Annotated in this window: 21 protein-coding genes; 19 read left to right on the top strand and 2 right to left on the bottom strand. The window is 64.4% G+C overall.

The window, feature by feature from the left end; translation table 11 throughout:
- Position 1: 1 nt before the first annotated feature.
- Together DFR49_RS07115 and DFR49_RS07110 are read right to left on the bottom strand one after the other, a co-directional pair.
- Positions 2–388 (bottom strand): DUF1801 domain-containing protein, encoded by a 387-nt coding sequence (locus tag DFR49_RS07115; RefSeq protein WP_119034927.1) that lies wholly within the window; start codon positions 386–388, stop codon positions 2–4.
- Between the two features lie 13 nt (positions 389–401).
- Positions 402–824, bottom strand: a complete 423-nt coding sequence (locus tag DFR49_RS07110; protein ID WP_119034926.1) for a DUF1801 domain-containing protein — start codon at positions 822–824, stop codon at positions 402–404.
- Positions 825–946: 122 nt separating this feature from the next.
- Between DFR49_RS07110 and DFR49_RS07105 the strand changes: the two genes are divergently transcribed.
- From DFR49_RS07105 to DFR49_RS07015, 19 genes are all read left to right on the top strand, one after another.
- Entirely contained in the window at positions 947–1213 is a 267-nt protein-coding gene (locus DFR49_RS07105) for an AbrB/MazE/SpoVT family DNA-binding domain-containing protein (protein WP_119035337.1), read from the top strand.
- The gene (locus DFR49_RS07100; RefSeq protein ID WP_119034925.1) at positions 1206–1580 is read left to right on the top strand and encodes a type II toxin-antitoxin system VapC family toxin; all 375 of its coding nucleotides are present in this window, start codon (positions 1206–1208) and stop codon (positions 1578–1580) included. Before DFR49_RS07105 ends, DFR49_RS07100 begins: the two co-directional genes overlap by 8 nt.
- On the top strand, positions 1577–2308 hold the full coding sequence (gene trmD / locus DFR49_RS07095) for a tRNA (guanosine(37)-N1)-methyltransferase TrmD (RefSeq protein WP_119034924.1): 732 nt from the start codon (positions 1577–1579) through the stop codon (positions 2306–2308). The genes DFR49_RS07100 and trmD overlap by 4 nt, the downstream gene beginning before the upstream one ends.
- 1 nt (position 2309) lies before the next feature.
- Complete coding sequence (rplS, locus tag DFR49_RS07090) at positions 2310–2696, top strand: 50S ribosomal protein L19 (RefSeq protein ID WP_119034923.1); 387 nt, start codon at positions 2310–2312, stop codon at positions 2694–2696.
- Positions 2697–2845: 149 nt separating this feature from the next.
- Positions 2846–3646 (top strand): hypothetical protein, encoded by an 801-nt coding sequence (locus DFR49_RS07085; RefSeq protein ID WP_147373661.1) that lies wholly within the window; start codon positions 2846–2848, stop codon positions 3644–3646.
- A gap of 137 nt (positions 3647–3783) precedes the next feature.
- Entirely contained in the window at positions 3784–6030 is a 2247-nt protein-coding gene (locus tag DFR49_RS07080; RefSeq protein ID WP_119034921.1) for a S9 family peptidase, read from the top strand.
- A 252-nt stretch (positions 6031–6282) separates the two neighbouring features.
- Complete coding sequence (locus DFR49_RS07075) at positions 6283–7653, top strand: DUF418 domain-containing protein (protein WP_119035336.1); 1371 nt, start codon at positions 6283–6285, stop codon at positions 7651–7653.
- A gap of 55 nt (positions 7654–7708) precedes the next feature.
- Complete coding sequence (locus DFR49_RS07070; RefSeq protein WP_119035335.1) at positions 7709–8737, top strand: aspartate-semialdehyde dehydrogenase; 1029 nt, start codon at positions 7709–7711, stop codon at positions 8735–8737.
- Positions 8738–8792: 55 nt separating this feature from the next.
- Positions 8793–9728 carry a DUF2268 domain-containing putative Zn-dependent protease gene (locus DFR49_RS07065; protein WP_119034920.1) on the top strand — a complete coding sequence of 312 codons (936 nt, stop codon included), beginning with the start codon at positions 8793–8795 and terminating at the stop codon, positions 9726–9728.
- Positions 9725–10192, top strand: coding sequence for a GFA family protein (locus DFR49_RS07060; protein WP_119034919.1), 468 nt, complete (start codon positions 9725–9727; stop codon positions 10190–10192). Before DFR49_RS07065 ends, DFR49_RS07060 begins: the two co-directional genes overlap by 4 nt.
- Positions 10189–10635 carry a GFA family protein gene (locus DFR49_RS07055; RefSeq protein WP_119034918.1) on the top strand — a complete coding sequence of 149 codons (447 nt, stop codon included), beginning with the start codon at positions 10189–10191 and terminating at the stop codon, positions 10633–10635. Before DFR49_RS07060 ends, DFR49_RS07055 begins: the two co-directional genes overlap by 4 nt.
- Complete coding sequence (locus DFR49_RS07050; protein WP_119034917.1) at positions 10616–11392, top strand: alpha/beta fold hydrolase; 777 nt, start codon at positions 10616–10618, stop codon at positions 11390–11392. Before DFR49_RS07055 ends, DFR49_RS07050 begins: the two co-directional genes overlap by 20 nt.
- Before the next feature lie 68 nt (positions 11393–11460).
- Entirely contained in the window at positions 11461–11778 is a 318-nt protein-coding gene (locus DFR49_RS07045; protein ID WP_119034916.1) for a hypothetical protein, read from the top strand.
- Positions 11779–11855: 77 nt separating this feature from the next.
- Positions 11856–12968: a PLP-dependent cysteine synthase family protein gene (locus tag DFR49_RS07040; RefSeq protein WP_119034915.1), complete on the top strand. Its 1113-nt coding sequence runs from the start codon at positions 11856–11858 to the stop codon at positions 12966–12968.
- A 2-nt stretch (positions 12969–12970) separates the two neighbouring features.
- On the top strand, positions 12971–13867 hold the full coding sequence (locus tag DFR49_RS07035) for a PEP-CTERM sorting domain-containing protein (protein ID WP_119034914.1): 897 nt from the start codon (positions 12971–12973) through the stop codon (positions 13865–13867).
- A gap of 313 nt (positions 13868–14180) precedes the next feature.
- Positions 14181–16511 (top strand): GH92 family glycosyl hydrolase, encoded by a 2331-nt coding sequence (locus DFR49_RS07030; RefSeq protein ID WP_119034913.1) that lies wholly within the window; start codon positions 14181–14183, stop codon positions 16509–16511.
- Positions 16512–16645: 134 nt separating this feature from the next.
- A complete protein-coding gene (locus tag DFR49_RS07025) occupies positions 16646–18586 on the top strand; it encodes a glycoside hydrolase family 2 protein (RefSeq protein ID WP_211325815.1) in 1941 nt (646 codons plus the stop codon).
- 304 nt (positions 18587–18890) lie between these two features.
- Complete coding sequence (locus tag DFR49_RS07020; protein ID WP_119034912.1) at positions 18891–21887, top strand: TonB-dependent receptor; 2997 nt, start codon at positions 18891–18893, stop codon at positions 21885–21887.
- A 125-nt stretch (positions 21888–22012) separates the two neighbouring features.
- Entirely contained in the window at positions 22013–23086 is a 1074-nt protein-coding gene (locus DFR49_RS07015) for a glycoside hydrolase family 43 protein (RefSeq protein ID WP_119034911.1), read from the top strand.
- Positions 23087–23108: the final 22 nt, after the last annotated feature.

The raw sequence follows: 23108 nt of genomic DNA, 5'->3' as shown, positions 1-23108 counted from the left end.
TTCAGCGGCGCTTTCCGGCGGTATTGAGGTCGATCGCCGAGCGGATGAGCGCTTTCAACGCTGTCTCGTCGACCGTATCGCCTTCGTGGAAGTCGATCGCGCGGCGGACGTTGCCGTCGAGGCTCGAATTGAACAGCCCGGCCGGATCGGCGAGCGACGCGCCCTTGGCGAAGGTCATCTTGACGTGGGTCTTGTAGGTCTCGCCGGTGCAGATCATGCCGTCGCGATACCAGACGGGAACGCCGCGCCACTTCCATTCTTCGACGATGTCGGAATCGGTTGCGAGGATGACGCCGCGCAGGCGGGCGAGCATCTCGCCGCGCCAGTCGCCCAGCGCGGCGATGCGATCGTCGATCAGTTGGGCAGGGGTTTTGGCGGTTTCGGTCATGCGTGTTTCGCCTTCAGGGGATCCAGCCGGGCAGTTCGGATGCCTGGCGAATCCAGCTTGCGACCCGTTTTTCGTCCAGCGAATCGTCTTCGTGGATGTGGAAATAACGCGCGTTCTTGTCCTTCGAATCGACGGGCGGGAGCGGATCGAGCGCGGCACCCTTGAAGAACGCGACCTTGATGTAGCGCGTGAAGCAATGAAAACTCAGGAACCAGCCCTGGCCCTCGACCCCGTAGAAGGGCGAGTTCCATCGGATCGCCTTCTGTACATCGGGAACGGTGCGCGTGATCAGTGCGTCGAGGCGGCGCCCGGCGTCGCTTTTCCAGCCCGGCATCGCGGCGATATAGGCCTGCACAGGCGCATCGCCGTTGCCCTTGGCGATCTGCGGATTACCGCCCGAAAGCAGCGTCGGTTCCTGAGGTACGGTTTTCGCCATCGCGCGCTCCCGCAGCCGAATCGGTGGTGGGCGTTGTAGAACGCGGGAGGGGGCTGATTCCACCCCCGGCCGCTTGCGGGTGGGTGGGAATGTATATACATAATGTATATACGGAGGAGGCGATGACGAAGGAATATCGCGCCAAGGTGTTCAAATCGGGCAATTCGGTCGCGCTCCGGCTGCCCAAGGCGCTCGGGCTGAAGGCCGGCGAGGAAATGATCGTGCGCGAAGAACACGGCAAGTTCGAATTCGAGCCGGTGGAGGATGAGCCTCGGCGGATCGATCTGACGGGGGTCTATGGGTCGCATCCAGGCTTGAAGCCGGTTGAACGCTTGCCGATGGAGCCCCGTGAACTCGATCGGGAAGGAAAGCTGCTCCGTCGTGGATGATCCGCGCTTTCTGCTCGATACCAACATCCTGATCTACATCGCGGCCGGTGCTTCCGAGGAACTGCGTCGTCGAGTGGAACAATGCATGCCCGGTATGGCAGTGACCTCGACGCTGTGCGTCGCCGAGGCGCTGTTCGGGATGGATGAGGAAGAGGCGCTGGCCGAGGTGCTTCAGGTCTTCGAAGCGCTGCCGTTTGATCTGGAGGCGGCGCGCGTCTTTCCGACGATACCCTTCCGGCGCGGGCGGCTCGATCGCTTGATCGCGGCGCAGGCATTGTCGCGCGACCTGACGATCGTCACCAACAACGAGCGCGATTTCGCCGATGTGCCGGGATTGCGTGTCGAAAACTGGACAGTCCCGCTGTGACCTGGCGTGCTACCGTCCTCACGCTCTACCCGGCGATGTTCCCGGGGCCGCTTGGCTTGTCGCTGGCCGGACGGGCGCGGGAGGAGGGGCGGTGGGCGCTCGATACCGTCCAGATCCGCGACTTCGCGACCGACAAGCATCGCACCGTCGACGATACGCCCGCGGGCGGCGGTGCGGGGATGGTGCTGCGCGCCGATGTCGTCGCGGCGGCGCTCGACAGCGTCGCCGATACGCGGCCGGTGCTGGCGATGACGCCGCGCGGCGCGCCGCTGACGCAGGGCCGGGTGCGGGCGCTTGCCGGGGGCGAGGGCGTCACGATTTTGTGCGGGCGTTTCGAGGGGTTCGACGAGCGGCTGTTCGAGGGTCGCGCCATCGAGCAGGTATCGATCGGCGACTATATCCTGTCGGGCGGCGAGATGGGCGCGCTGGTGCTGCTCGACGCTTGCATTCGCTTGCTGCCCGGCGTAATGGGCGCGGCTTCGAGCGGGGAGGACGAGAGCTTCGAGACGGGGTTGCTCGAATACCCGCATTACACCCGACCTCAGATATGGGAAGGGCGCACGATCCCCGAAGTGCTGCGATCGGGGGATCATGCGAAAATCGCCGCCTGGCGCAAGTCGATGGCGGAGGAACAGACACGGCTACGGAGGCCGGATCTTTGGGAGCGCCACGAGGGCGCTCGGGTCCAGTCTCCCTCTGGCGCGCGGCGACAGACGAAGGACGAATGAGATGAACCTCATCCAGACGCTCGAGGCCGAGCAGATCGCCAAGTTCACCGCCGAGAAGAAGATTCCCGATTTCCGTCCTGGCGATTCGCTGCGCGTCGGCGTGAAGGTCGTCGAAGGCGAACGCACCCGCGTTCAGAATTTCGAGGGCGTGTGCATCGCCCGGTCGAGCAAGGGCATGGGATCGAACTTCACCGTCCGCAAGATTTCGTTCGGCGAGGGCGTCGAGCGCGTCTTCCCGCTCTATTCGCCCAACGTCGATTCGATCACCGTCGTCCGCAAGGGCGCCGTGCGTCGCGCCAAGCTCTATTATCTGCGTGGCCGCACCGGCAAGGCGGCGCGCATCGCCGAACGCCGCGACAATCGCCCGGTGGCCACTGCCGCCGAATGAGCGATCGATCATCGAACTTTCCGAAGGGGCGTGGGAAGGATGCTTCCCACGCTCTTTTCGTCTGCGCGTTCCGGCATCCACGGCGCTTTGACGGCGGGTGCGATCCGGCCTAAGTTTCTGAAATGAGGGGAAAGGTATCGATTCTGGCTGTGACGTTGCTGGTCACGGGCCACGCAAACGTCGCCGCAGCGCAGACAGCCGCCGCTCCACGATCCGCTGAGCCGCAAATCACGGTGGGCGATTCCGAAGGGCAGGAGATCGTCGTTGAAGGCGAGCGAGTGCCGGTGATCAAGACTCCGACGAAGATTGTTCTGGCGGGTGGGGCTGCGATGATCGACAACAGGATCGCGCTCGATAAGGCGCAGATATTTGTGCATTGCCTGGGCGATATCGACCCGGGCGTGCTGCGCGAGATTCTCGATGGGCCGCCGAATAAAGCTTCGACACAATATGCGCAGGGCCTTCTCGTCAGCAAACATATCGGTTGTCATCTGGGCTATTCGCCCCTCTCGTTCGATGACGTGAAGTCGCGCGGCGACTCCATGTTCGATCGCGGGGCGCTACTCGAATATGCGCTCGAACGATACGCTCCCGATCTGTTGCTGACGGCGGCAGACACGCATGACCCGGCGGTGCGGCGGCGGTTCAACGAGCGCGAAGCGCCGCGTAACCGGTGGCGCCTGCCCGTCGACTACCGTCATTTCGAAATTGCGCTGTGCATGGTGCGCGAGGCGCCTGAACTGTCGGTGCGGCTGGTCAAATCGCCGGTCAATTCGGAGCTTCATCGGCGACTTCAGGCGGCGATCATCGGCATCGGGCGCATTTGCCTGGGCAGTCCAAAGAAAGTGGTCGTCGATGCTACGGCTTTCCGCATATGGATTGGCGATGCGGTATGGCGCTGGGCGGAGGCGGCACGCGACGTTGATTCACTGATTCCCTTGCCTGATTAGAACGCTTGTCACGGTATCGAATTGCGCACGCCGGTTCGTTTCATCCGCAACCTTTACGCCGGCGGCTGGCGCGGCGATAGTGCGGCATGGCCCCGATCGGGGCACGAGGGGCAATCGATCATATACCGGAGAGAAACATGCCGAAAACGTGGCTGCTGGCGGGCGTGATGCTCGCGTCGATCGCGGGCGTGGCGCATGCTGAGGACGTGGCGCCCAAGAAGCTGACGCTCGATCGCGTGTTCGGCGAGCCGAGCCTGGCGGGGCCGTCGCTGCGCGGGCTCAAGCTCTCGCCCGACGGCACGCTGGTGACACTGCTCAAGGCGCGGCCCGACGAGCAGGCGCGCTATGACCTGTGGGCGATCGACACCGCGACCGGCGCTGAGCGGATGCTGGTCGATTCGAAGAAGATCGGCACCGGCGCCGAGCTCTCCGAGGCCGAGAAGATGCAGCGCGAGCGGTTGCGCATCGGCGGCGACCGGGGCATCGTCACCTATGATTGGGCACCCGACGGCAGGACGATCCTGGTGCCGCTCGACGGCGACCTCTATCTCGCGAGCCTCGACGGCAAGGTGCGCCGCCTGACCGCCACCGAAGCCGGCGAACTCAATCCCACGATCAGCCCCAACGGCGCCTATGTCAGTTTCGTGCGCGACAATGAACTGTTCGTCGCGCCGATTGGCAGCGGTGCGGAGCGGCAGATCACGCAAGGCGCGAGCGATACGGTGAGCTGGGGCACCGCCGAGTTCGTGGCGCAGGAGGAAATGGGCCGGCGCACCGGTTACTGGTGGTCGCCGGGTGACCGCTACATCGCCGTCCAGCGCACCGACGAGAGCCCGGTCGGTATCGTCAGCCGCGCGGCGATCGGGGCGGCGGGCACCAAGGTCTACGACCAGCGCTATCCGGCGGCGGGCACGCCCAACGCGCTCGTCGATCTTTACGTCATGAAACCCGACGGGTCGGGCAAGGTGAAGGTGGACATGGGGGCCGACCCCGATATCTACCTCGCCCGAGTCCATTGGTCGGCCGACGGCGATACGCTGTACGTCGAGCGCGAGAATCGCGCGCAGACCCAACTCGATATGCTCGTCGTCGATCCCGCGACGGGCACATCGCGGGTGCTGTTTTCCGAGAAATCGGGGCCGAAGAGCTGGATCAATCTGTCTGATTCGTTCCGTGCGCTCAGCGACGGCAGCCTGATCTGGTGGTCCGAACGATCGGGCCACGGGCATTTGTATCACTATGCCAACGGCAAATTCGTCGCGCTGACGAGTGGGCCGTGGGAAGTGACCGGCCTGGTCGGCGTCGACGAGGTGAAGGGGCGGCTCTATTTCACCGCCAACAAGAATACGCCGATCGAGCAGCAGCTTTATTCGGTCGATATCGCGCGGCCGAACCAGCTCACGCAATTGACCGAAAACGGTTGGACCAACGGCGCGAGCATGGATGGTGCTGCGAGCAGGATCGTCGTCTCGCGCTCGAAGACCGATCACCCCGCGCAGGTCTATCTCGCCGATGCCGCGGGCAAGAGGATCGCGTGGCTGGCCGAGAACGACATCGACGCCAGCCATCCCTATGCGCCTTATGTCGCCGATCTGCGCCCGACCGTTTTCGGCACGATCAAGGCCGACGACGGCACCGTGCTGCATTATAAGATGATCACGCCGAAGCTTGAGACGGGCAAGAAATATCCCGTCTTCATGCAGCATTACGGCGGCCCCGGCGCGCAGAATGTGATCAATCGATGGAGCGGCGGGTTGCCGCAATATATCGTCGATCAGGGCTATGTGTATTTCGAGGTCGACAATCGCGGCATGGCCAACCGTGGCAAGAAATTCGAGGATGCGATCTGGCACGCGATGGGCACCGTCGAGGTCGCCGATCAGTTGAAGGGCGTCGATTTCCTCAAGCGCCAGCCGTTCGTTGCGCCCGACAAGATCACGACCTTCGGCTGGTCCTATGGCGGCTATATGACGCTCAAGCTGCTCGAAAAGACCAAGGGTGTGTTCGCGGCCGGGGTCGCGGTGGCGCCGGTGACCGACTGGAAGCTCTACGACACGCATTATACCGAGCGCTACATGGGCGATCCGCGCAAGGTGCCGGACGCCTATACCGCGTCGGGCGCGCTCGCCGAATCGGCGAAGATCGTCGATCCGCTGCTGCTGATCCACGGCCTCGCCGACGACAATGTCGTGTTCGACAATTCGAGCCAGTTGATGGCGAAGATGCAGGCCGCGACCCAGCCGTTCGAGACGATGCTCTATCCGGGCAAGACGCACAGCATTTCTGGCGTGAGCGCGCACGTCTATCTGACGATCCTCAACTTCCTCAACCGGCATGTCGGGTTGCCGCCGGTGGACCCGGATGGGGAGGCGAGCGGCGACTGACGCCCGGAGCGGGGTGCGTTCAATCGGAATCGCTCCCGCTCCGCTCGGGCCGAAGCACTGCTTTATTGCTTGGCCGATCGCAAGAAGGGCGGTGCTTCGACAGGCTCAGCCCGAACGGGGAGCGATCGCCGATGGCGACGCGGGCGGCGGCTGGCGCCTAATGCGCCGTTAACCAAAAACATTAGCTAATCGGCGTCCGAACAGGGCGTAATCGCTCCACGTGGCCGGTGGATGGGCCGCGTGGGAATGGTGATGAATGCGATAACGACGGTCGGCGCCCCCGGGTTGGCGCCGGTGCGCGGCACGGCGCGGATCGAGGTGCTCGATATGCTGCGCGGAATCGCGCTGCTCGGCATCCTGTTCATCAATATTCCGTATATGGCCGCCCCGGTGGCGCAGTTCAGCGCCGATGTGCGCGCGATCGGCTGGACGCTGCCCGACCGGATCGCGTGGAGCGTGAACTATCTCGTCTGGTCGGGCACGATGCGCTGCGTGCTCCAGTTCCTGTTCGGCGCGGGGATGATGATCCTGACCGCCAGGGCGATGGAGCCCGACGGGCCGGTGGCGGTCGCCGACCTCTATTACCGGCGCAACCTGTGGCTGCTCGCGTTCGGCGTGGTGAACGCGGTGGTGCTGTTCTGGCCCGGCGATATCCTGCATATCTACGCACTCGCCGCGCTGTTCATCTTCCCGTTCCGGCGGCTGGGGCCGAAGCTGCTGCTGACGCTGGGGCTCGGCTGGTCGGTGCTGTTCGCGCTCGGCATCCCCGATTACGGCGTGCGCGAATATGTGACGCGCACCGAGCTGGTGCACGACGTCAATCGCGCCGTCGCCACCGAGCAAGCGGGGCTGCCGCTGACGCGTGCCGATCGATCGGCGCTGGTCGATTGGCGGCGGACGATGGAGGCGCTCGACCGGCCAGCGGAAACCGCGACGGCGATCGCCGACGAACAGGCCGCGCACGCCGGCAGCCCGTTTGCCTATGCCGCGCATTTCTGGCGGATGTGGCGCGATCTGATCTCCGAATGGCTCGTCTGGAGCGTGATCGAGGCAGTGTGCACGATGCTGATCGGCATGGCGCTGTGGAAATGGGGCATCATCCAGGGGCAGCGCGACCGGGGTTTCTACCTGCGGCTGTTGATCGGCTGCTATGCGATCGGCTTCACTCTGCGCGGGATCGGGCTTGCCGAGACGCTGTCGTTTTCGCCGGGGCCGCGGACGATCTGGTTCACGGCCGAAGTCGCGCGGCTGGCGCTGGGGCTCGGCCATGTTGCGCTGATCAACCTGGCGGTGCAGACCCGATTCGGGAGTGGGCTGCTTCAGCCGTTCAAGGCGGCCGGCCGGGTGGCGTTCAGCCTCTATTTCCTCCAGCAGGTGCTTGGCATGTGGGTGCTGTTCGCGCCGTGGGGCTTCAACCTGTGGGGCCGGTTTGGCTGGGCGAGCATGAGCGCCATCGCCGTTTCGGTGATCGCGGGCGAGATCGTGCTCGCCAATCTGTGGCTGCGCTACTTCGCGAGCGGGCCGCTCGAATGGGCGTGGCGCTCGCTCGCTTATCAGCGATTGATGCCGATGCGGCGCGCGCCGCAAGCAAAACTTGCTTCCATTCCCGGCGTCACCACCTAAACAGCGCAGCGCGCGCCCGATCGGCGCGGGCGACGAGAATGGAATGGATCGAAACATGGGTTATCGGGTGGTGGTCGCGGGCGCGACTGGCAATGTCGGGCGCGAGATGCTCAACATCCTCGCCGAGCGCGAGTTTCCGGCGGACGAGATCGCGGTGCTCGCCTCGTCGCGTTCGGCGGGCGAGGAGGTCGATTTCGGCGAATCCGGCCGCAAGCTCAAGATTCGCAACATCGAGCATTTCGATCCCGCGGGCTGGGATTTCGCGCTGTTCGCGATCGGCTCCGAGGCGACCAAGGTCTATGCGCCCAAGTTCGCCGCGGCGGGCTGCACGGTGATCGACAATTCGTCGCTCTATCGCATGGACCCCGACGTGCCGCTGATCGTGCCCGAGGTGAACCCCGAGGCGATCGACGGCTATACGCGGCGCAACATCATCGCCAACCCGAATTGCTCGACCGCGCAGATGGTGGTCGCGCTCAAGCCGCTGCACGATGCGGCGACGATCAAGCGCGTCGTGGTGTCGACCTATCAGTCCGTCTCGGGCGCGGGCAAGGCGGGGATGGACGAACTGTTCGAGCAGAGCCGCAACATCTTCGTCGGCGACCAGGCCGAGGCCAAGAAATTCACCAAGCAGATCGCCTTCAACGTCATTCCGCACATCGATTCGTTCCTCGAGGACGGCTCGACCAAGGAGGAATGGAAGATGGTGGCCGAGACCAAGAAGATTCTCGACCCCAGTATCAAGGTGCAGGCGACGTGCGTGCGCGTGCCGGTGTTCGTCGGCCATTCGGAAGCGCTGACGATCGAATTCGAGAACGAGCTTTCGGCCGATGAGGCGCAGAAGCTGTTGCGCGAGGCGCCCGGCGTAATGCTCGTCGACAAGCGCGAGGACGGCGGCTACGTGACCCCGGTCGAGTGCGTGGGCGAATATGCAACCTTCGTCAGCCGTGTGCGCGACGATTCCACGGTCGATAACGGCATCGCCTTGTGGTGCGTGAGCGACAATCTGCGCAAGGGTGCGGCGCTCAACGCCGTCCAGATCGCGGAGTTGCTCGGGCGGCGGCATCTTCAGAAAGCGGCATAACGCCGCGGCTCTCGTCGTATTTTCTGAGACGGGCGTGTCGTGCTAGACACGCCCGATGCGCCGTTCCGTCCTTTTCCTTCTTGCGGGCCTTGCGCTGTCGGGCGCGGCGCCGGCACGCGCGCCTTATCATGCGCTGACTCATGATTTCGAGCGGTTCCACGACCGCACGGCGGAGATGCCCGAGGCGGCGCGCGTGGCGTTGTTCCGTAAAAGTTTCGACCGGCTGTTTCCCGGCTTCTACGAACCCTCGCCCGGGCAGAGCGACGTCGAGTTCGATCGGCAGGTGGCAAAGGCGCTGAACGGCTTTGCCGCGATCCGCCCGCAATATGAACGCGTCGAGCACGATTTTCCGGCGGCCTATGCCAAGGCGATGGAGCATTTCCGCACCTTCTTTCCCGGTTTCCGGCCGACGCTTCCGGTGTGGTTCATCCATTCGCTGGGGCGGATGGACGGCGGCACGCGGACGATCCGCGGTACGACCTATCTGGTCTTCGGCGCCGACGTCATCGCGCGCATCCACAGCGACGGCACGATCGGGCCGTTTCTCGACCACGAACTGTTCCACGTCGAGAACGGGCGGTGGTTCAAGGATTGCGCGCCCGAAACGACGGTGTGGTGCGCGTTGTGGCAAGAAGGCGGAGCGACCTATGCCGCGGCGCAGATGAACCCGGGGGCGGACGATCATGCGCTGATGCTCGATCAGCCGAAACCTATTCGCGCTGCGGTCGACGCCGACTGGCGCGCCGCGCTCTGCACGACGAAGCGTGATTTCGATGCCGACACGCGGGATGCCTATTCGGGCTATTTCCTGGCTGATGGCGCAGGACGTTTCCCGGCGCGCTGGGGCTATTATGTCGGCTATCGGCTGTTGCAGCGGGTCGGCGAACATCATTCGCTCAGCGACATCGACCACATGGACCATCGTGCCGCGCGAGCGGCGCTGACGAAAGCGCTCGATGCGGCGATTGCCGAGGCGGGCGGCTGCGCATGAGCCGTAGCGTCACCGGCGGCTGTCGTTGCGGCGCGGTTCGGTACGACCTCACGCCCGATCGTCTGCCGCCGGTTTATTGCTGCCATTGCCGCGATTGCCAGACCTGGTCGGGCAGTGCGTTTGTCGAGCAGGCGGTGGTGCCGGCCAATGCGCTGTCGATCACCAAGGGCGCGCCGACCGAGCAGGCGTTCACGACGCCGATCGGCGTGATCTCCCGGCAGTTCGGCTGCCCGGCCTGCTTCTCGCGGCTCTACACAGCAAGCCCCTCGCGGCCGGGAATGCTGACGCTGCGGGCGGGAACGCTCGATGCCAGCGATGCGGTGATGCCGATTGCGCACATCTGGACAAAGCGGATGCAGCGGTGGATCACGTTGCCCGACGGCGTGCCGGCCTTTGCAGAGAACGCGCCGGCCGATGCGTTCGCAGCGATCCTGAGTCGCGCCGTGCGAGGGGAGGCGACATGACCGAGACGATGACCGGCGGGTGCCAGTGCGGGCGCGTGCGCTACGCTGTCGCGGTGCATGACGACGAGGCGTATCTGTGCCATTGCCGGATGTGCCAGCGCGCGACCGGGGGCGTCTCGATCGCGTTCAAGAACGTCAAGCGCGCCGACGTGACGTGGGAGCGAGCGCCCGATTGGTATGCCTCCTCGCCGTTCGCCAAGCGTCCTTTCTGCTCGGCGTGCGGGACGCCGCTGGGCTTCGCCTTCGACGAGGGCAGCGAGAATATGGATCTGACGATCGGCAGTTTCGACGATCCTTCGCGCTTCGTCCCCAAGCACCATTTTGGCGCCGAGAGCGTGCATGAGGCCTGGCTCGACACGCGCGACCTGCCGCGATACCGCACCGACGAGCACAAGCCGCTCGTCGATCGCTGGATGAAGACCGTTGGCAAACTCCCCGACTGAGACGCGGTTCTTCGAGAGTTTCGACGGCACGCGGCTGGCGTGGCGCGAACTGGGCCCGGAGACCGGAGACGCGCGGCCGGTGGTGTTGATCCACGGTTATTTCTCGGACGCGTTCACCAACTGGATTCGGTTCGGCCACGCGGCGGCGATCGCGGCCAAAGGCTTCCGCGTGATCATGCCCGACCTGCGCGCGCACGGCGAGAGCGGGAAACCGCACGATGCGGCCGCCTATCCGCCCGATACGCTCGCGCGCGACGGGATGGCGCTGATCGAGCATCTGGAACTGACCGACTATGATCTCGGCGGCTATTCGCTCGGCGCGCGCACGACGGTGCGGATGCTGGCTGGATTCGGGGCGGCGCCCCGGCGCGTGATCGTTTCGGGGATGGGGCTCTCCGGACTGCTCGATACCGGAAAGCGGGCGGGGCATTTCCGCAATATCCTCACCCACCTCGGCAGTTTCGAGCGCGGCAGCCCCGAATGGCTGGCCGAGGCATTCCTCAAGACGACCGGGGGCGATCCGGTTGCGCTGCTCGGTATTCTCGATACCTTCGTCGATACGCCGCGCGATGCGATTGCGGCGATCGATCAGCCGACGCTGGTGCTCGCGGGCGACGAGGACGGTGACAACGGTTCACACGAGGCGCTGGCGGACCTGCTGCCGCACGCCAGGCTCGCGAGCGTGCCGGGCGGGCATATGAGTGCGGTGACCAAGCCCGAGTTGGGGCGGGCGATCGCGGATTTCCTCGCCGCTTGACCCGCGTGCGGCTTTGTCGGACAAATCCTCTTGCTGCACCGCAGCAAAAGGATTATATCGCCGGCATCATGAGTCACGCGCCAACGATTTTCGAAGCCATCGTCAAGCAGCAGGCGGTTGCCGCCACCTACAATCTCGGTGAGGTGACGCTGGCGCCGCATATCATCTATACGCGCCACGGCGAGATGTATGTCGATGCGTTGACGCTGGCGCGGGACGGCAAGCCGCCCAAGGAGCCCAAGATCGGGGCGTTCAAGCTCGACGGGCTGGGCGCGTTGCGGCTGACCCCGCGCAAGTTCGAGCCGAGCGAACTGTTCGTTCGCGACGATCCCAAATATGACGGTGTCGCGCTGCTCGCGATCGAGACCGAGAGCCTCGCGGCCTGAAATCGCTTTGCTTGACAAGCTGATGCCCCGCCCGCTTGGATGCGGGGAGGATCGGCTGATAGGGACGGCATCGCGACATGAACGGCGTTTCGGCGACTCCAAACCTGCGCGATCGCCGTGAGGAAACCGATGGCGACGGCCGTGTGTGGCTGCACTGGGCGGTTGGCGAGATCGAGGCGGATGCGGCGCGATCGGCCGATACGCATCTGATCAAGGTGCCGCTGGCCGGGCTCGACGGCATCGAGATCTATTTCAAGGACGAATCGACGCATCCGTCGGGGTCGCTCAAGCACCGGCTGGCGCGGTCGCTGTTCCTCTATGCGCTGTGCAACGGCTGGGTGCATAAGGGCACCCCGGTGATCGAGGCGTCATCGGGATCGACAGCGATCTCGGAGGCCTATTTCGCGCGGCTGCTGGGGCTGCGCTTCATCGCGGTCGTGCTGCCCGGCACCGCCGCCGCCAAGGTTGCCGAGATCGAACGGCTGGGCGGCGAATGTCATTTCGCCGAGGGCGGCGACATCTATTCGGCGGCCGAGCGGCTCGCAGGCGAGCTGGGGGGCCATTACATGGACCAGTTCACCTTCGCCGAGCGCGCGACCGACTGGCGCGGCAACAACAATATCGCCGAATCGATCTTCGAGCAGATGGCGCGCGAACGGCATCCGGTGCCGACCTGGATCGTCGTCGGCGCAGGGACGGGTGGCACCTCGGCGACGATCGGACGCTATGTGCGCTACACCCGCGCGAGCTGCTGTCGCACCCTGCTCGCGGTGGTCGATCCCGAAGGATCGGTGTTCGCCGAAAGCTGGCGGACCGGGCGCACAGACCTCACCACCGATGCGCGCAGCCGGATCGAGGGGATCGGGCGGCCGCGGGTCGAACCTTCGTTCCAGCCGCACGTCATCGATCGCATGATCGAGGTTGAGGATGCGGCGAGCTTCGCCGCCGCGCGGTTCCTTTCCGAACGCCTGGGGCGTCGCGTCGGCCCGTCGACGGGAACCAACCTGATCGGCGTGATCGACCTGGCCGAGGAAATGGCGGCGCGGGGCGAGCAGGGCAGCATCGTCTCGCTGATCTGCGATTCGGGCGAACGCTATCTCGACAGCGCCTTCGATCCGGGCTGGCTCGATGCCAATGTCCCCGCACATGGCGAATGGACCGGGCGGCTGTCGCGCCATCGAGAGGGATGAGGATGACGTTTTTCGGCAAGGCACTGGCGATCGCCGGCGCACTGGCGGCGGCAGCACCGGCCTGGTCGGCCGAGCCGCAAACGGTTCTGTTCATCGGTAACAGCTTCACCTTCGGCGCCAATTCGGCCGCGATCCGCTATCGCGCCGACAGCGTCGAGGATCTGAACGGCGACGGGATCGGCGGCGTGCCGGCGTTGTTCAAGGCGTTCACCGAGCAGGCGGGGCTCGACTATCGCGTCAGCCTCGAAACATCGCCCGGCAAGACGCTCAAATGGCATTGGGAAAATCGCCGCGACCGGATCGATCGCGTCTGGGATCACGTCGTGATGCAGGAATTGAGCGTGCTCGATTACGCGCATCCCGGCGATCCGACGGTGACGATCGATTATGCGGGCCGGCTCGCAGCGATGATGGCGGCGCGTAATCCCAAGGTCGACGTCAGCATGACCGCGACATGGACGCGACCCGACCAGACCTATCGGCCCGAGGGGCATTGGTACGGCAAGCCAGTGACGCAGATGGCGCTCGATCTCAGGCGCGGCTATGACGCGGCGGATGCCGCGAGTGATGCGATTGATCGCGTCAATCCGGTGGGGCAGGCGTTCAACTGCGCGATTCAGGCGGGCTTCGCCGATCCCAATCCGTATGACGGCATCGCCTACGACCAGCTCGATCTGTGGTCGTACGACCATTATCACGCGAGCATCGCAGGCTATTATCTGGAGGCGCTGGTCGTGTTCGCCGGGATAACGGGCAAGGATCCGCGAACGCTGGGCAAGGGGGAAAAGGCCGCCGGCGATCTGGGGCTGTCGGGCGAGCAGGCCGTGCGGCTCCAGCAGGCGGCCGCCGCGACGGTGCTCGGGCAGGACTGCGCAGCATTGGGGGCGACCGCCGACTAGGCCGATTGCGATCAGCCGACTCATGTTCCCCCGCGCATGGGGGGGCAGAGTCGGGCGTGCATTGCCTCCTGGGCTCCCGCTTTCGCGGGAGCACTGATTCCAAGCGAGATTACCGTTCGATGCAGGGTCGCTGTTCGCGAGCCGCTTCTCCAACAAGCGGCTGCATGCGCGATTTAATTGACAAGAAAATTGTTTTACTTATTCTCCCGACGGTACGCGGATGCCGGCACGACAGTGCGGGCCGCGGCCACGAAGCAGAAGCAGGGAGGGGTCGATGCCGGAGCACCGGATTTCAGGAAGAAGGCGCCGCAGGATGGTCAATCTGGCGTTGGCCGTAAGTGGCCTTACGCTGGCGGCTGCTGGTCTGGGCGTGGCCGTCCACGCGCAGGACGTGCCGTCGCAGGCACCCGTCGACCTCGCCGATCCGCTGGTCGGCACCGCGGCGCTCGATCGGCAGGACCTGATCGGCAACGCGCCGCCGCCGGGCGAGCCGGTCTATTCGGGGCAGACCTCGCCGGGCGCGCGGTTGCCGCACGGATCGGTCGCGGCGTCGCCGGTCAACAACAATATCGAACTGCAATATCCCAACGGCGTCGCCGTTCCCTATTATTACACCAACCCGACGATGATCGGCTTCACCGCGGGCGGTGGCTCGACCTATGGCGGCCGGGCCGAGCCGATCATCATGCCGGTGGTGGGTGATTGGTCGCCGGCGCCGGCGTATAAGGAAGCCTATTACGACAAGGCGCGCGAGAAGACGTCGCCGGGTTATTATTCGGTCTATCTCGATACGTTCAAAACCCAGGCCGAATTGACCGCGACGCGCTGGGCGAGCGTGATGCGCTTCACCTTCCCCGCAAGCGAGCGGTCGAACGTGATCATCAACTTCCCGCGCCACGGCGGCACGGTCGAGATCGTCGGCGATGCCAAGGTGCGGGGCGTTTCGGAGCAAAGCCGGGCGACCGATGGCGCCTATTTCGTCGCCGAATTCTCCAAGCCGTTCACCGCGCTCGGCACGTTCCGCAAGGCGCCGGGTGAACATGAGGGCTGGGGGATCGGCAATAGCGATGTCGTCCCCGGCCGCCGCGACGTCTCGGGTAGCTATGCGGGCAGCTACGTCACCTTCAAGACGACGGCGGGCGAGCAGGTGCTGATGAAGATCGCGCACGGCACCAGCTACGAACAGGCCGAGCAGCGGCTGCGCGACGAGGTGCCGGGCTGGGATTTCGATCGCGTCCACGCCGCCGCGCGCAGCGAATGGGCCAACCTGCTCAACCGCGTCCAGGTGACGGGCGGCACCGAGAAGCAGCGCAAGCTGTTCTATTCGACGCTGTTCCAGTCGTTCGCCTCGCCGCGGCTGATCGCGGCCAAAGGCGAACAATTCGCCGACACCAACGGCAAGGTGCAGACCGCGACCCACGACCGCTACGGCCCGGTGCCGTTCTGGGATACGGGGCGCAACCAGATCGTGCTGCTCGAGCTGATGGAGCCCGAGGTCGTCCAGAACATCATGGCCTCCGAACTCGATATGGCACGTGAGAAGGGGTATATGAATACCTCGTTTCACGGCGATAATGCGGTGTTCCTGTATCTCGGCGCGTGGGAGCGCGGCATTCCGTTCGACTACGAAGCCGTCTACGAATATCTGCGCAAGAACGCGGTCGATCCCAAGGGGCCGCGAGGCTACCTCGCCGAATATATGAAGCAGGGCTGGATTTCGGACATCGTCCCCGATCACAATCCCAGCCCGCCTTATGCCGGCGGCAAGGCGGGCGCGGCGACCACGATGGAATATGCGTGGGATGATTATGCGCTGGCGCAATATGCCAAAAAGCTCGGTAAGACCGATGATTACAAGATGTTCCTCAAGCGCGCGGGCAATTACGCCAACGTGTTCGACAAATCGATCGGCTTCATCCGCGGGCGCACCGCCGACGGCAAATGGATAGCGCCGTTCGATCCGCAGGAGCCTTATTATAACTTCATGATGAAGGAGGCGTCGGGGTGGTCGACGCTGTGGCTGGCGCCGCACGACGTGCAGGGGCTGATCGGGCTGCTCGGCGGGCGCGACAGGTTCAACGCCAAGCTCGATGAATTCTTCACCAAGCCCTACAATCCCAACGGCATCTGCCGCGATTGCACGGGGTTGATCGGGCAATATGTCCACGGCAACCAGCCCGACCAGCAGGCGCCTTATTATTACAATTGGAGCGGCCAGCCCTGGAAGACGCAGGCACTGGTGCGCAAGATCCTCGACCTCACCTATGGCAGCGATGCGGCCGGGTACGGCTATCCGGGGATGGACGACCAGGGCGCGACCTCATCGTGGTACATGCTGAGCGCGATGGGATTCTATCCGGTCGATCCGTCGAGCCAGGATTACATCATCGGCAGCCCCGTCTTCGACGATGTCAGTCTCGATATGGGCAACGGCCGGAAACTGCGGATCGTCGCGAAGAACAATTCGCCGACCAACGTCTACATCCAGTCGGCGACGCTCAACGGCAAGCCGTGGAACAAGACGTGGTTCAGCCATGACGACATCAAGCAGGGCGCGACCTTCGTCTTCACGATGGGGCCGACGCCGAACAAGAAATGGGGCGCCGCCCCCGACACCGCGCCGCCATCGATGACGGCGCGCTGACACCAACCTGCCCGACACCTCCGCCGTACCATCCTCTTGCGGCGGAGGCCGGAGCCCGGGATCGTCCCTTCCTTCCCCTTGCGATCCCGGGCTCCAGTTCACGACAAGGGCGCGCTGCGCCACAGGAGACAGCTATGCGTACTGCGTTCGGTTTCGTGGCTTTGCTGGCGATGTCGGCGGCCGGCGCTGCGGCATCGGCGCAGACCCCCGCAACACAAGCGAGCCCGATCCCGGCCACCGAACTGATGACGCGCTGGGGCAAGGCAGTGACGCCCGACAATGCGTGGCGCAGCTATCCGCGCCCGCAATTGCAGCGAACGCGCTGGCAGAACCTCAACGGGCTGTGGGACTATGCGATCGCGCCCAAGGCCGCGCCGCTGCCCGCGCGGATGGACGGGCAGGTGCTGGTGCCGTTCCCGATCGAATCGAAGCTCTCGCGCGTCACCCGCAAGGTCACGCCGGATGACCGGATCTGGTATCGGCGCAGCTTCACCGTGCCCGCCGACTGGGCGGGCGAGCATGTCATGCTCAATTTCGGCGCGGTCGATTATGCGACGACGGTGCGCGTCAACGGATCGGTCGTCGGCAGCCACAAGGGCGGGTTCGATGCATTCGGCTTCGACATCACCGATTATCTGAAATCGGGCGCGAACGAGATCATCGTCGAGGTGACCGATCCGACCAGCGCAGGCACGCAGCCGCGCGGCAAGCAGATCCTCGATCCGTCGGGCATCTGGTACACTGCGGTCAGCGGCATCTGGCAGACGGTGTGGATCGAGCCGGTACCCAAGCTCCACATCGCCGACGTGCGCGCGACGCCCGACATCGATCGCGGCGTGATCGACGTTGCGGTCGCGCTGAGCGGGTGGGCGAACGACACCGACGCGGTGCGGCTGACCGCGAGCGCGGGCGGCAAACAGATCGCGCAGACGATCATCCGCGCCAATCGCCGCGCGACGATTCGCATTCCGAACGCACATCTGTGGTCGCCCGACGACCCGTATCTCTACGATCTCAAGGCCGAGCTGGTCACGGTGCGCGATCCCTATAGGAGCGAAAAGGAGCGCGACCGGGCGGCCTATGATTCGCGCTTCACGCAGCACGAAAGCGAGGTCTACGCGGGCGCGAGCGTCACCGGCGCCCCGCGCGACAGCGTCCAGGCCTATTTCGCGATGCGCAAAATCTCGATCGGGCCGGGCAAGGTGAAGGGCCAGCCGGCGATCCTGCTCAACAACCGGCCCGTCTTCCAGAACGGCACGCTCGATCAGGGCTGGTGGCCCGACGGGCTCTACACGCCGCCATCCGAGGAGGCGATGAAGAGCGATCTCGTCTTTCTGAAAAAGGCGGGATTCAACATGCTGCGCAAGCACATCAAGGTCGAGCCCGCGCGCTATTATTACGATGCCGACCATCTCGGGATGCTGATCTGGCAGGACATGCCCTCGGGCGGCGGCGAGGATCAATTCCTTGCCGGGACAAGCCAGTATCAGGCGATCTTCCCGTCCGAGGCAATCGCCGAGCAGCAAAAGGAACTCGCCGAGATGATCGGCGAACTGCGCGTCTTCCCGTCGATCGTGATGTGGGTGGTCAACAACGAGGGCTGGGGCCAGTACGATTCGGCGACGCTGGCGCGCTACGTGAAGGGAATGGACCCGTCGCGGCTCGTCGACGCCGATTCGGGGTGGCTCGACGTCGCGCCCGAGGCGTCCGACGTGCTCGATATCCACACCTATGAGGACGTGCCGCACACGCCGGCACATCAGGCGAATCGCGCGATCGTGATGGGCGAATATGGCGGCATCGGGCTTCCGGTCGAGGGCCATATCTGGCGACCGGGCAAGAAGAACTGGGGCTATCAGGTCGCGACCGGCGAGCAGGATTATCTCGCCCGCTTCCGCCGCAAGATGGACGAGGTGATCCGGCAGGCGAAGGAGGAGGGGCTGAGCGCCTCGGTCTACACCCAGACCACCGATGTCGAGGACGAAATCAACGGCTTGCTGACCTATGACCGCGCGGCGCCCAAGGCGCCCGCGGAGGCGTTGTCACGCATCGCCGAACCGCTCTGGGGAGATTGAAACAAGCAAGGGGGCAGCCCTTCCGGCATGGTTGACGAGTGTGACGCTGCGGCGGTTGTCGTGGCGGCGGATGTCGGCTGCCTGCCGTGAAACGGCGCGGAAATGCGACGATCCGATGCCCGACTGTGGGGTCTTTGCAACGGGTTGCGGGAAGCATCGTTCGGCCCAAAGAATTTATTTGACAAATTGCTTTTCATATTATGAATTCAGTACCGCATCGGTCCAATGGACGCGAGCCGGTGATGGGTGCCGGCGAGAACGAACGGAAGCGTGGAGCTTCCGTCATGGGAGGAGGAACATCGTAATGAGGGCTCGAAATTCGTATCGATCGACTGATCGGCGCGCGGCGCTGGTGCGCGATCTGATGTTGACCGCGGGGGCGGTCGTCGGTTTGTGCGGGGCGGGGCAGGCGTACGCGCAGACCGCGCAGCCGCAGACCGGTCAAGCGGCGCAGGGCGCGGACGATTCGATCGTCGTCACGGGGTATCGCGAGTCGATCGAACGCAGCCTCGAGCAGAAGCGCAACGCCAATGCCTTCATCGATGTCATCACCGCCGAGGACGTCGGCAAGTTCCCCGACAAGAACGTCGCCGACTCGCTCCAGCGCGTGCCCGGCATCATCATCTCGCGCGACGGTGGCGAGGGCAGCCGCGTCAGCATCCGCGGCCTCAGCTCCGATCTGACGCTGACCGAACTCAACGGCAACTTCATCGCCTCGACCGGCGGCAATCCGTCGCGCTCGTTCGATTACCTGCTGCTGCCCTCGAGCTTCATCGGCAGCGTCGAGGTGTACAAGTCGTCCGAGGCGCGGCTCGACGAAGGCGGCGTCGGTGGCGTCATCATCAACCACACGCGCAAGCCGTTCGACCTCAAGCCGTGGTCGGGCAACGTCCAGGTCGAAGGCACCTATGCCGATGTGACCGACAAGATCGAACCGTCGGTTTCGGGCCTCATCTCCTGGAAGGATCCGAGCGAGCGGATCGGCTTCCTGGTCGGTGCGACCTATCAGGAGCGTACCAACCGCTCGCTGAGCGCGTCGGGCGATTCCTGGCATTGGTGGACCGACGACAAGAGCACCAATCCCGCGGTCGACGTGAACGGCAATCCGTTCGCGAACGACGATGCCATCTCGTACTGGAACAGCGGCAACAACGCGGGCACGACGACGCGCGACGGCCAGCATTACAGCGGCTATTGGGCCCCGCAATCGGTCGCCGAGAACATCTTCGACCAGAAGCGCAAGCGGCTCGGCATCCAGGCGACGGCGCAGATGCGACCGTTCGACAATTTGACGATCACCGCCAATTACTTCCGGTTCCAGCTCGACGGCAATTATCGGTCGAACACCATCAAGGTTCCGGAATGGGGCTATGGTAATTTCTTCACCGGCGCGACGCTCGACCCCAGCGGCACGATCTTCACCGGTGCGTCGTTCGAGGTGCCGCCCGAGGGCACCGAATGCCGCGTGCCCGGCAACATGTGCACGATGGAGACGCCGGCGCCGCAGAATACGCTGACGCGGGAGAAGACCGTCTCGAACACGTATGACGTCCAGGGCGAATGGACCAAGGATCGCCTCGACGTTCATTTCGCGATCGGCAAGACGCGCTCCAAGGGTGGCCCGGCCTTCCAGTTCTTCGCGCAGGCCAAGCCACGCAACGGCAGCGACAACGGCAATCACCTCAGCGCATGGAACTTCACCAATCAGGGCCTGGCGATGGCGTTCTCGCCCGACGTGCTGCAAAACATGCTCGACGGCACCGCGCAGATCGACCTCGGTTCGACCGGATCGGGCTTCTCCAACAGCACGCTTTCGCAGCGTTATGCGCAGGTCGACGTGACGCGTCACTTCGACACCTTCATCGATTCGGTGCAGGTGGGCGCCAAATGGCGCGACGCGGCGATCCATCGCGAGACCGGGCGGTTCGAATGGTATTCGGACGCGGCGAACACGCGGCGTTTCCAGGATACGCCGGGCGGGGCGCTGGCGCTGCCCGAATTCTTCTATCCCGAATCGATGGGCAACATCGCGGGCGGATTCGAGACGACCGCTTTCCCCGCGATCAACATGGAAAACTACATCGATTATCTGACCAAGACGTACAACGGGCCGGTGCGCGTGCCCGAGCCGCAGAATCGTTACGATATCGGTGAGCGGATCTGGGCCGGTTATGCCCAGCTCAACTTCAAGACCGACACCATTCGCGGCAACATCGGCGTGCGTGTCGCCCATACCAAGCAGACGGGCACCTCGACCGACGTCATCACGTACGAGAACGAATATTGCGTCGACGGCCCCGGTGGCCATTTCGATCCGAACAAGCCGAAGGGCGAGGACGGCAACTGCCTCGTGATCCCGCAGGACGGCGATCCTACCGCGACCCCGCCGGTGCCGCCCCGTCAGGTCAAGGTCTTCAGCCCGAACAGCGAGGAAAAGAGCTACACCGACATCCTGCCCAGCTTCAACATCAGTTGGGAGCCGATGCAGAACCTGCTGGTTCGCGGCGCGGTGGCGAAGGTGGTCGCGCGGCCCGGCTATGGCGATCTCGCCGGCGCGCGGTCGCTGACCTTCAATTCCGATCCGTTCGTGTTCGACCGGGCGGAGTTCGGGGCGCTGCCCGGCTGGTTCGGCAACGGCGGCAACTTCAACCTGAAGCCGTTCAACGCATGGCAGTACGACCTTGGCGTCGAATGGTATTTCCATCGCGGCTCGGTGCTCGGCGCGACCTTGTTCCGCAAGGACGTGCACGATTTCATCGTGCCGATCGTGATGGACATCCAGAGCGAAGTCGCCGGCGAGATGGTGACGATCCAGCAATATTCGACGCAGGCGAACGGCTCGTCGGCGGTGTCGCAGGGCATCGAGCTTTACGCCCAGCATACGCTGGACTTCGGGCTCGGCGCGCAGGTGAACTTCACCTACAACGACACCTCGGTCGCCGACGTCAGCCTGAACGGCGAGAAGGTGGGCACCTCGCCGCTGGTCGGCAGCGCCAAGACGCAGGTCAACGCGTCGCTGTTCTACGAGCACGGACCGGTTCTGGTTCGCGCGTCGTATAACCGTCGCGGCCAGGTCGTGGGTGGTCTGTCGTCGGGCCTGAACATCTATTCGGACCCGTATGAGCAGGTCGATCTCAACGCGTCGTACGATCTGTTCGACAACCTTCAGTTGACGGCCTCGGTCATCAACCTGACCAAGTCGGAACAGCGCCAGCATCTTGGCAACGACACCAAGGACCGGTTCATTTCGAACGTCTATTCGGGACGCCGGTTCTACGTCGGGATGTCGTTCAAGTTCTGACATGACCTGAGCATCGACGACGGCGGGGCGGCTTCTGCGTGGGAGCCGCCCCCTCGCGTCGGACTTGCAGCCGGCGCCGATGCGTGGCGGACTGCGCTGCGACGACAGACAGGAGCCGGAGCAGCATGAAGCGCAACTTCAAGACCTTGTTGATCGGCGGGCTGTGCGCGCTGGCGGCGGTGCCGGTGCTTGCCGTCAACCCGATCGTGAAGGGCTGGTACGCGGACCCGGAAATCCGCATCTTCGATCGCCAGTACTGGATCTACCCGACCTATTCGGATCATTACGGCACGCCCGATACGTCGCCCGATTTCACCGACGCGCAGCAGGATCTGCGCAAGAACAAGATGGTCCGGCCGTCCTACGGCATCCAGACCTTCTTCAACGCCTTCTCCTCGCCCGATCTGGTCCACTGGACCAAACACGAGCATGTGCTCGACGTCGCGAACGTTTCCTGGGCGGCCTATGCGGTGTGGGCGCCGTCGGCGATCGAGAAGGACGGCAAATATTATCTCTTCTTCGGCGCCAACGATATCCAGAAGGATGGCGAGACCGGGGGGATCGGGGTCGCGGTGTCGGACAGCCCGGCCGGGCCGTTCAAGGACGCGATCGGCAAGCCGCTGATCTCGAGCTTCCACAACGGCGCGCAGCCGATCGACCAGTTCGTCTTTCGCGACGATGACGGGCAATTCTATCTCTATTATGGCGGCTGGGGGCATTGCAACGTCGTGCGCCTCGGCGACGATCTGACCTCGATCGAGCCGTTCCCGGACGGCGAGATTTACAAGGAGATCACGCCGCCCGGCTATGTCGAGGGGTCGTTCCTCGTGAAGCGCAAGGGCGTGTATTACCTGATGTGGTCGGAGGGCGGCTGGACCGGCCCCGATTACAGCGTCGCCTATGCGATGGGGCCGAGCGCCACGGGGCCGTTCAAGCCGATGGGCAAGATCCTGAGCCAAGATTTCAAGATTGCGCGCGGGGCGGGGCACCATTCGGTGGTCAACGTTCCCGGCACCGACGACTGGTACATCGTCTATCACCGCCGGCCGCTTGGCGAGACCAAGGGCGAGCATCGCGAGATGGCGATCGACAAAATGATCTTCAACGCCGACGGCACGATCGCGCCGGTGAAGATGACCAACGAGGGCGTGCAGCCGCGCCCATTGCCGCGTTCGGCGGCGACAGGAGAAGCGAATTGAACACGATCCGGCGCATCGCGCT

The sequence above is a fragment of the Hephaestia caeni genome, assembly GCF_003550065.1.
Classification (GTDB): Bacteria; Pseudomonadota; Alphaproteobacteria; order Sphingomonadales; family Sphingomonadaceae; genus Sphingomonas; species Sphingomonas caeni_A.
The sequence above is the reverse complement of the archived record's forward strand: the minus strand, read 5'-3'. Positions and strand labels throughout refer to the sequence as shown.

Excerpts from the sequence above, each read along its gene's own strand:
- DFR49_RS07115 (WP_119034927.1), bottom strand. The coding sequence starts at position 388 with ATGACCGAAACCGCCAAAACCCCTGCCCAACTGATCGACGATCGCATC.
- DFR49_RS07110 (WP_119034926.1), bottom strand. The coding sequence starts at position 824 with ATGGCGAAAACCGTACCTCAGGAACCGACGCTGCTTTCGGGCGGTAAT.
- DFR49_RS07105 (WP_119035337.1), top strand. The coding sequence starts at position 947 with ATGACGAAGGAATATCGCGCCAAGGTGTTCAAATCGGGCAATTCGGTC.
- rplS (WP_119034923.1), top strand. The coding sequence starts at position 2,310 with ATGAACCTCATCCAGACGCTCGAGGCCGAGCAGATCGCCAAGTTCACC.
- DFR49_RS07080 (WP_119034921.1), top strand. The coding sequence starts at position 3,784 with ATGCCGAAAACGTGGCTGCTGGCGGGCGTGATGCTCGCGTCGATCGCG.
- DFR49_RS07075 (WP_119035336.1), top strand. The coding sequence starts at position 6,283 with ATGAATGCGATAACGACGGTCGGCGCCCCCGGGTTGGCGCCGGTGCGC.
- DFR49_RS07070 (WP_119035335.1), top strand. The coding sequence starts at position 7,709 with ATGGGTTATCGGGTGGTGGTCGCGGGCGCGACTGGCAATGTCGGGCGC.
- DFR49_RS07065 (WP_119034920.1), top strand. The coding sequence starts at position 8,793 with ATGCGCCGTTCCGTCCTTTTCCTTCTTGCGGGCCTTGCGCTGTCGGGC.
- DFR49_RS07060 (WP_119034919.1), top strand. The coding sequence starts at position 9,725 with ATGAGCCGTAGCGTCACCGGCGGCTGTCGTTGCGGCGCGGTTCGGTAC.
- DFR49_RS07055 (WP_119034918.1), top strand. The coding sequence starts at position 10,189 with ATGACCGAGACGATGACCGGCGGGTGCCAGTGCGGGCGCGTGCGCTAC.
- DFR49_RS07045 (WP_119034916.1), top strand. The coding sequence starts at position 11,461 with ATGAGTCACGCGCCAACGATTTTCGAAGCCATCGTCAAGCAGCAGGCG.
- DFR49_RS07040 (WP_119034915.1), top strand. The coding sequence starts at position 11,856 with ATGAACGGCGTTTCGGCGACTCCAAACCTGCGCGATCGCCGTGAGGAA.
- DFR49_RS07035 (WP_119034914.1), top strand. The coding sequence starts at position 12,971 with ATGACGTTTTTCGGCAAGGCACTGGCGATCGCCGGCGCACTGGCGGCG.
- DFR49_RS07030 (WP_119034913.1), top strand. The coding sequence starts at position 14,181 with ATGGTCAATCTGGCGTTGGCCGTAAGTGGCCTTACGCTGGCGGCTGCT.
- DFR49_RS07025 (WP_211325815.1), top strand. The coding sequence starts at position 16,646 with ATGCGTACTGCGTTCGGTTTCGTGGCTTTGCTGGCGATGTCGGCGGCC.
- DFR49_RS07020 (WP_119034912.1), top strand. The coding sequence starts at position 18,891 with ATGAGGGCTCGAAATTCGTATCGATCGACTGATCGGCGCGCGGCGCTG.
- DFR49_RS07015 (WP_119034911.1), top strand. The coding sequence starts at position 22,013 with ATGAAGCGCAACTTCAAGACCTTGTTGATCGGCGGGCTGTGCGCGCTG.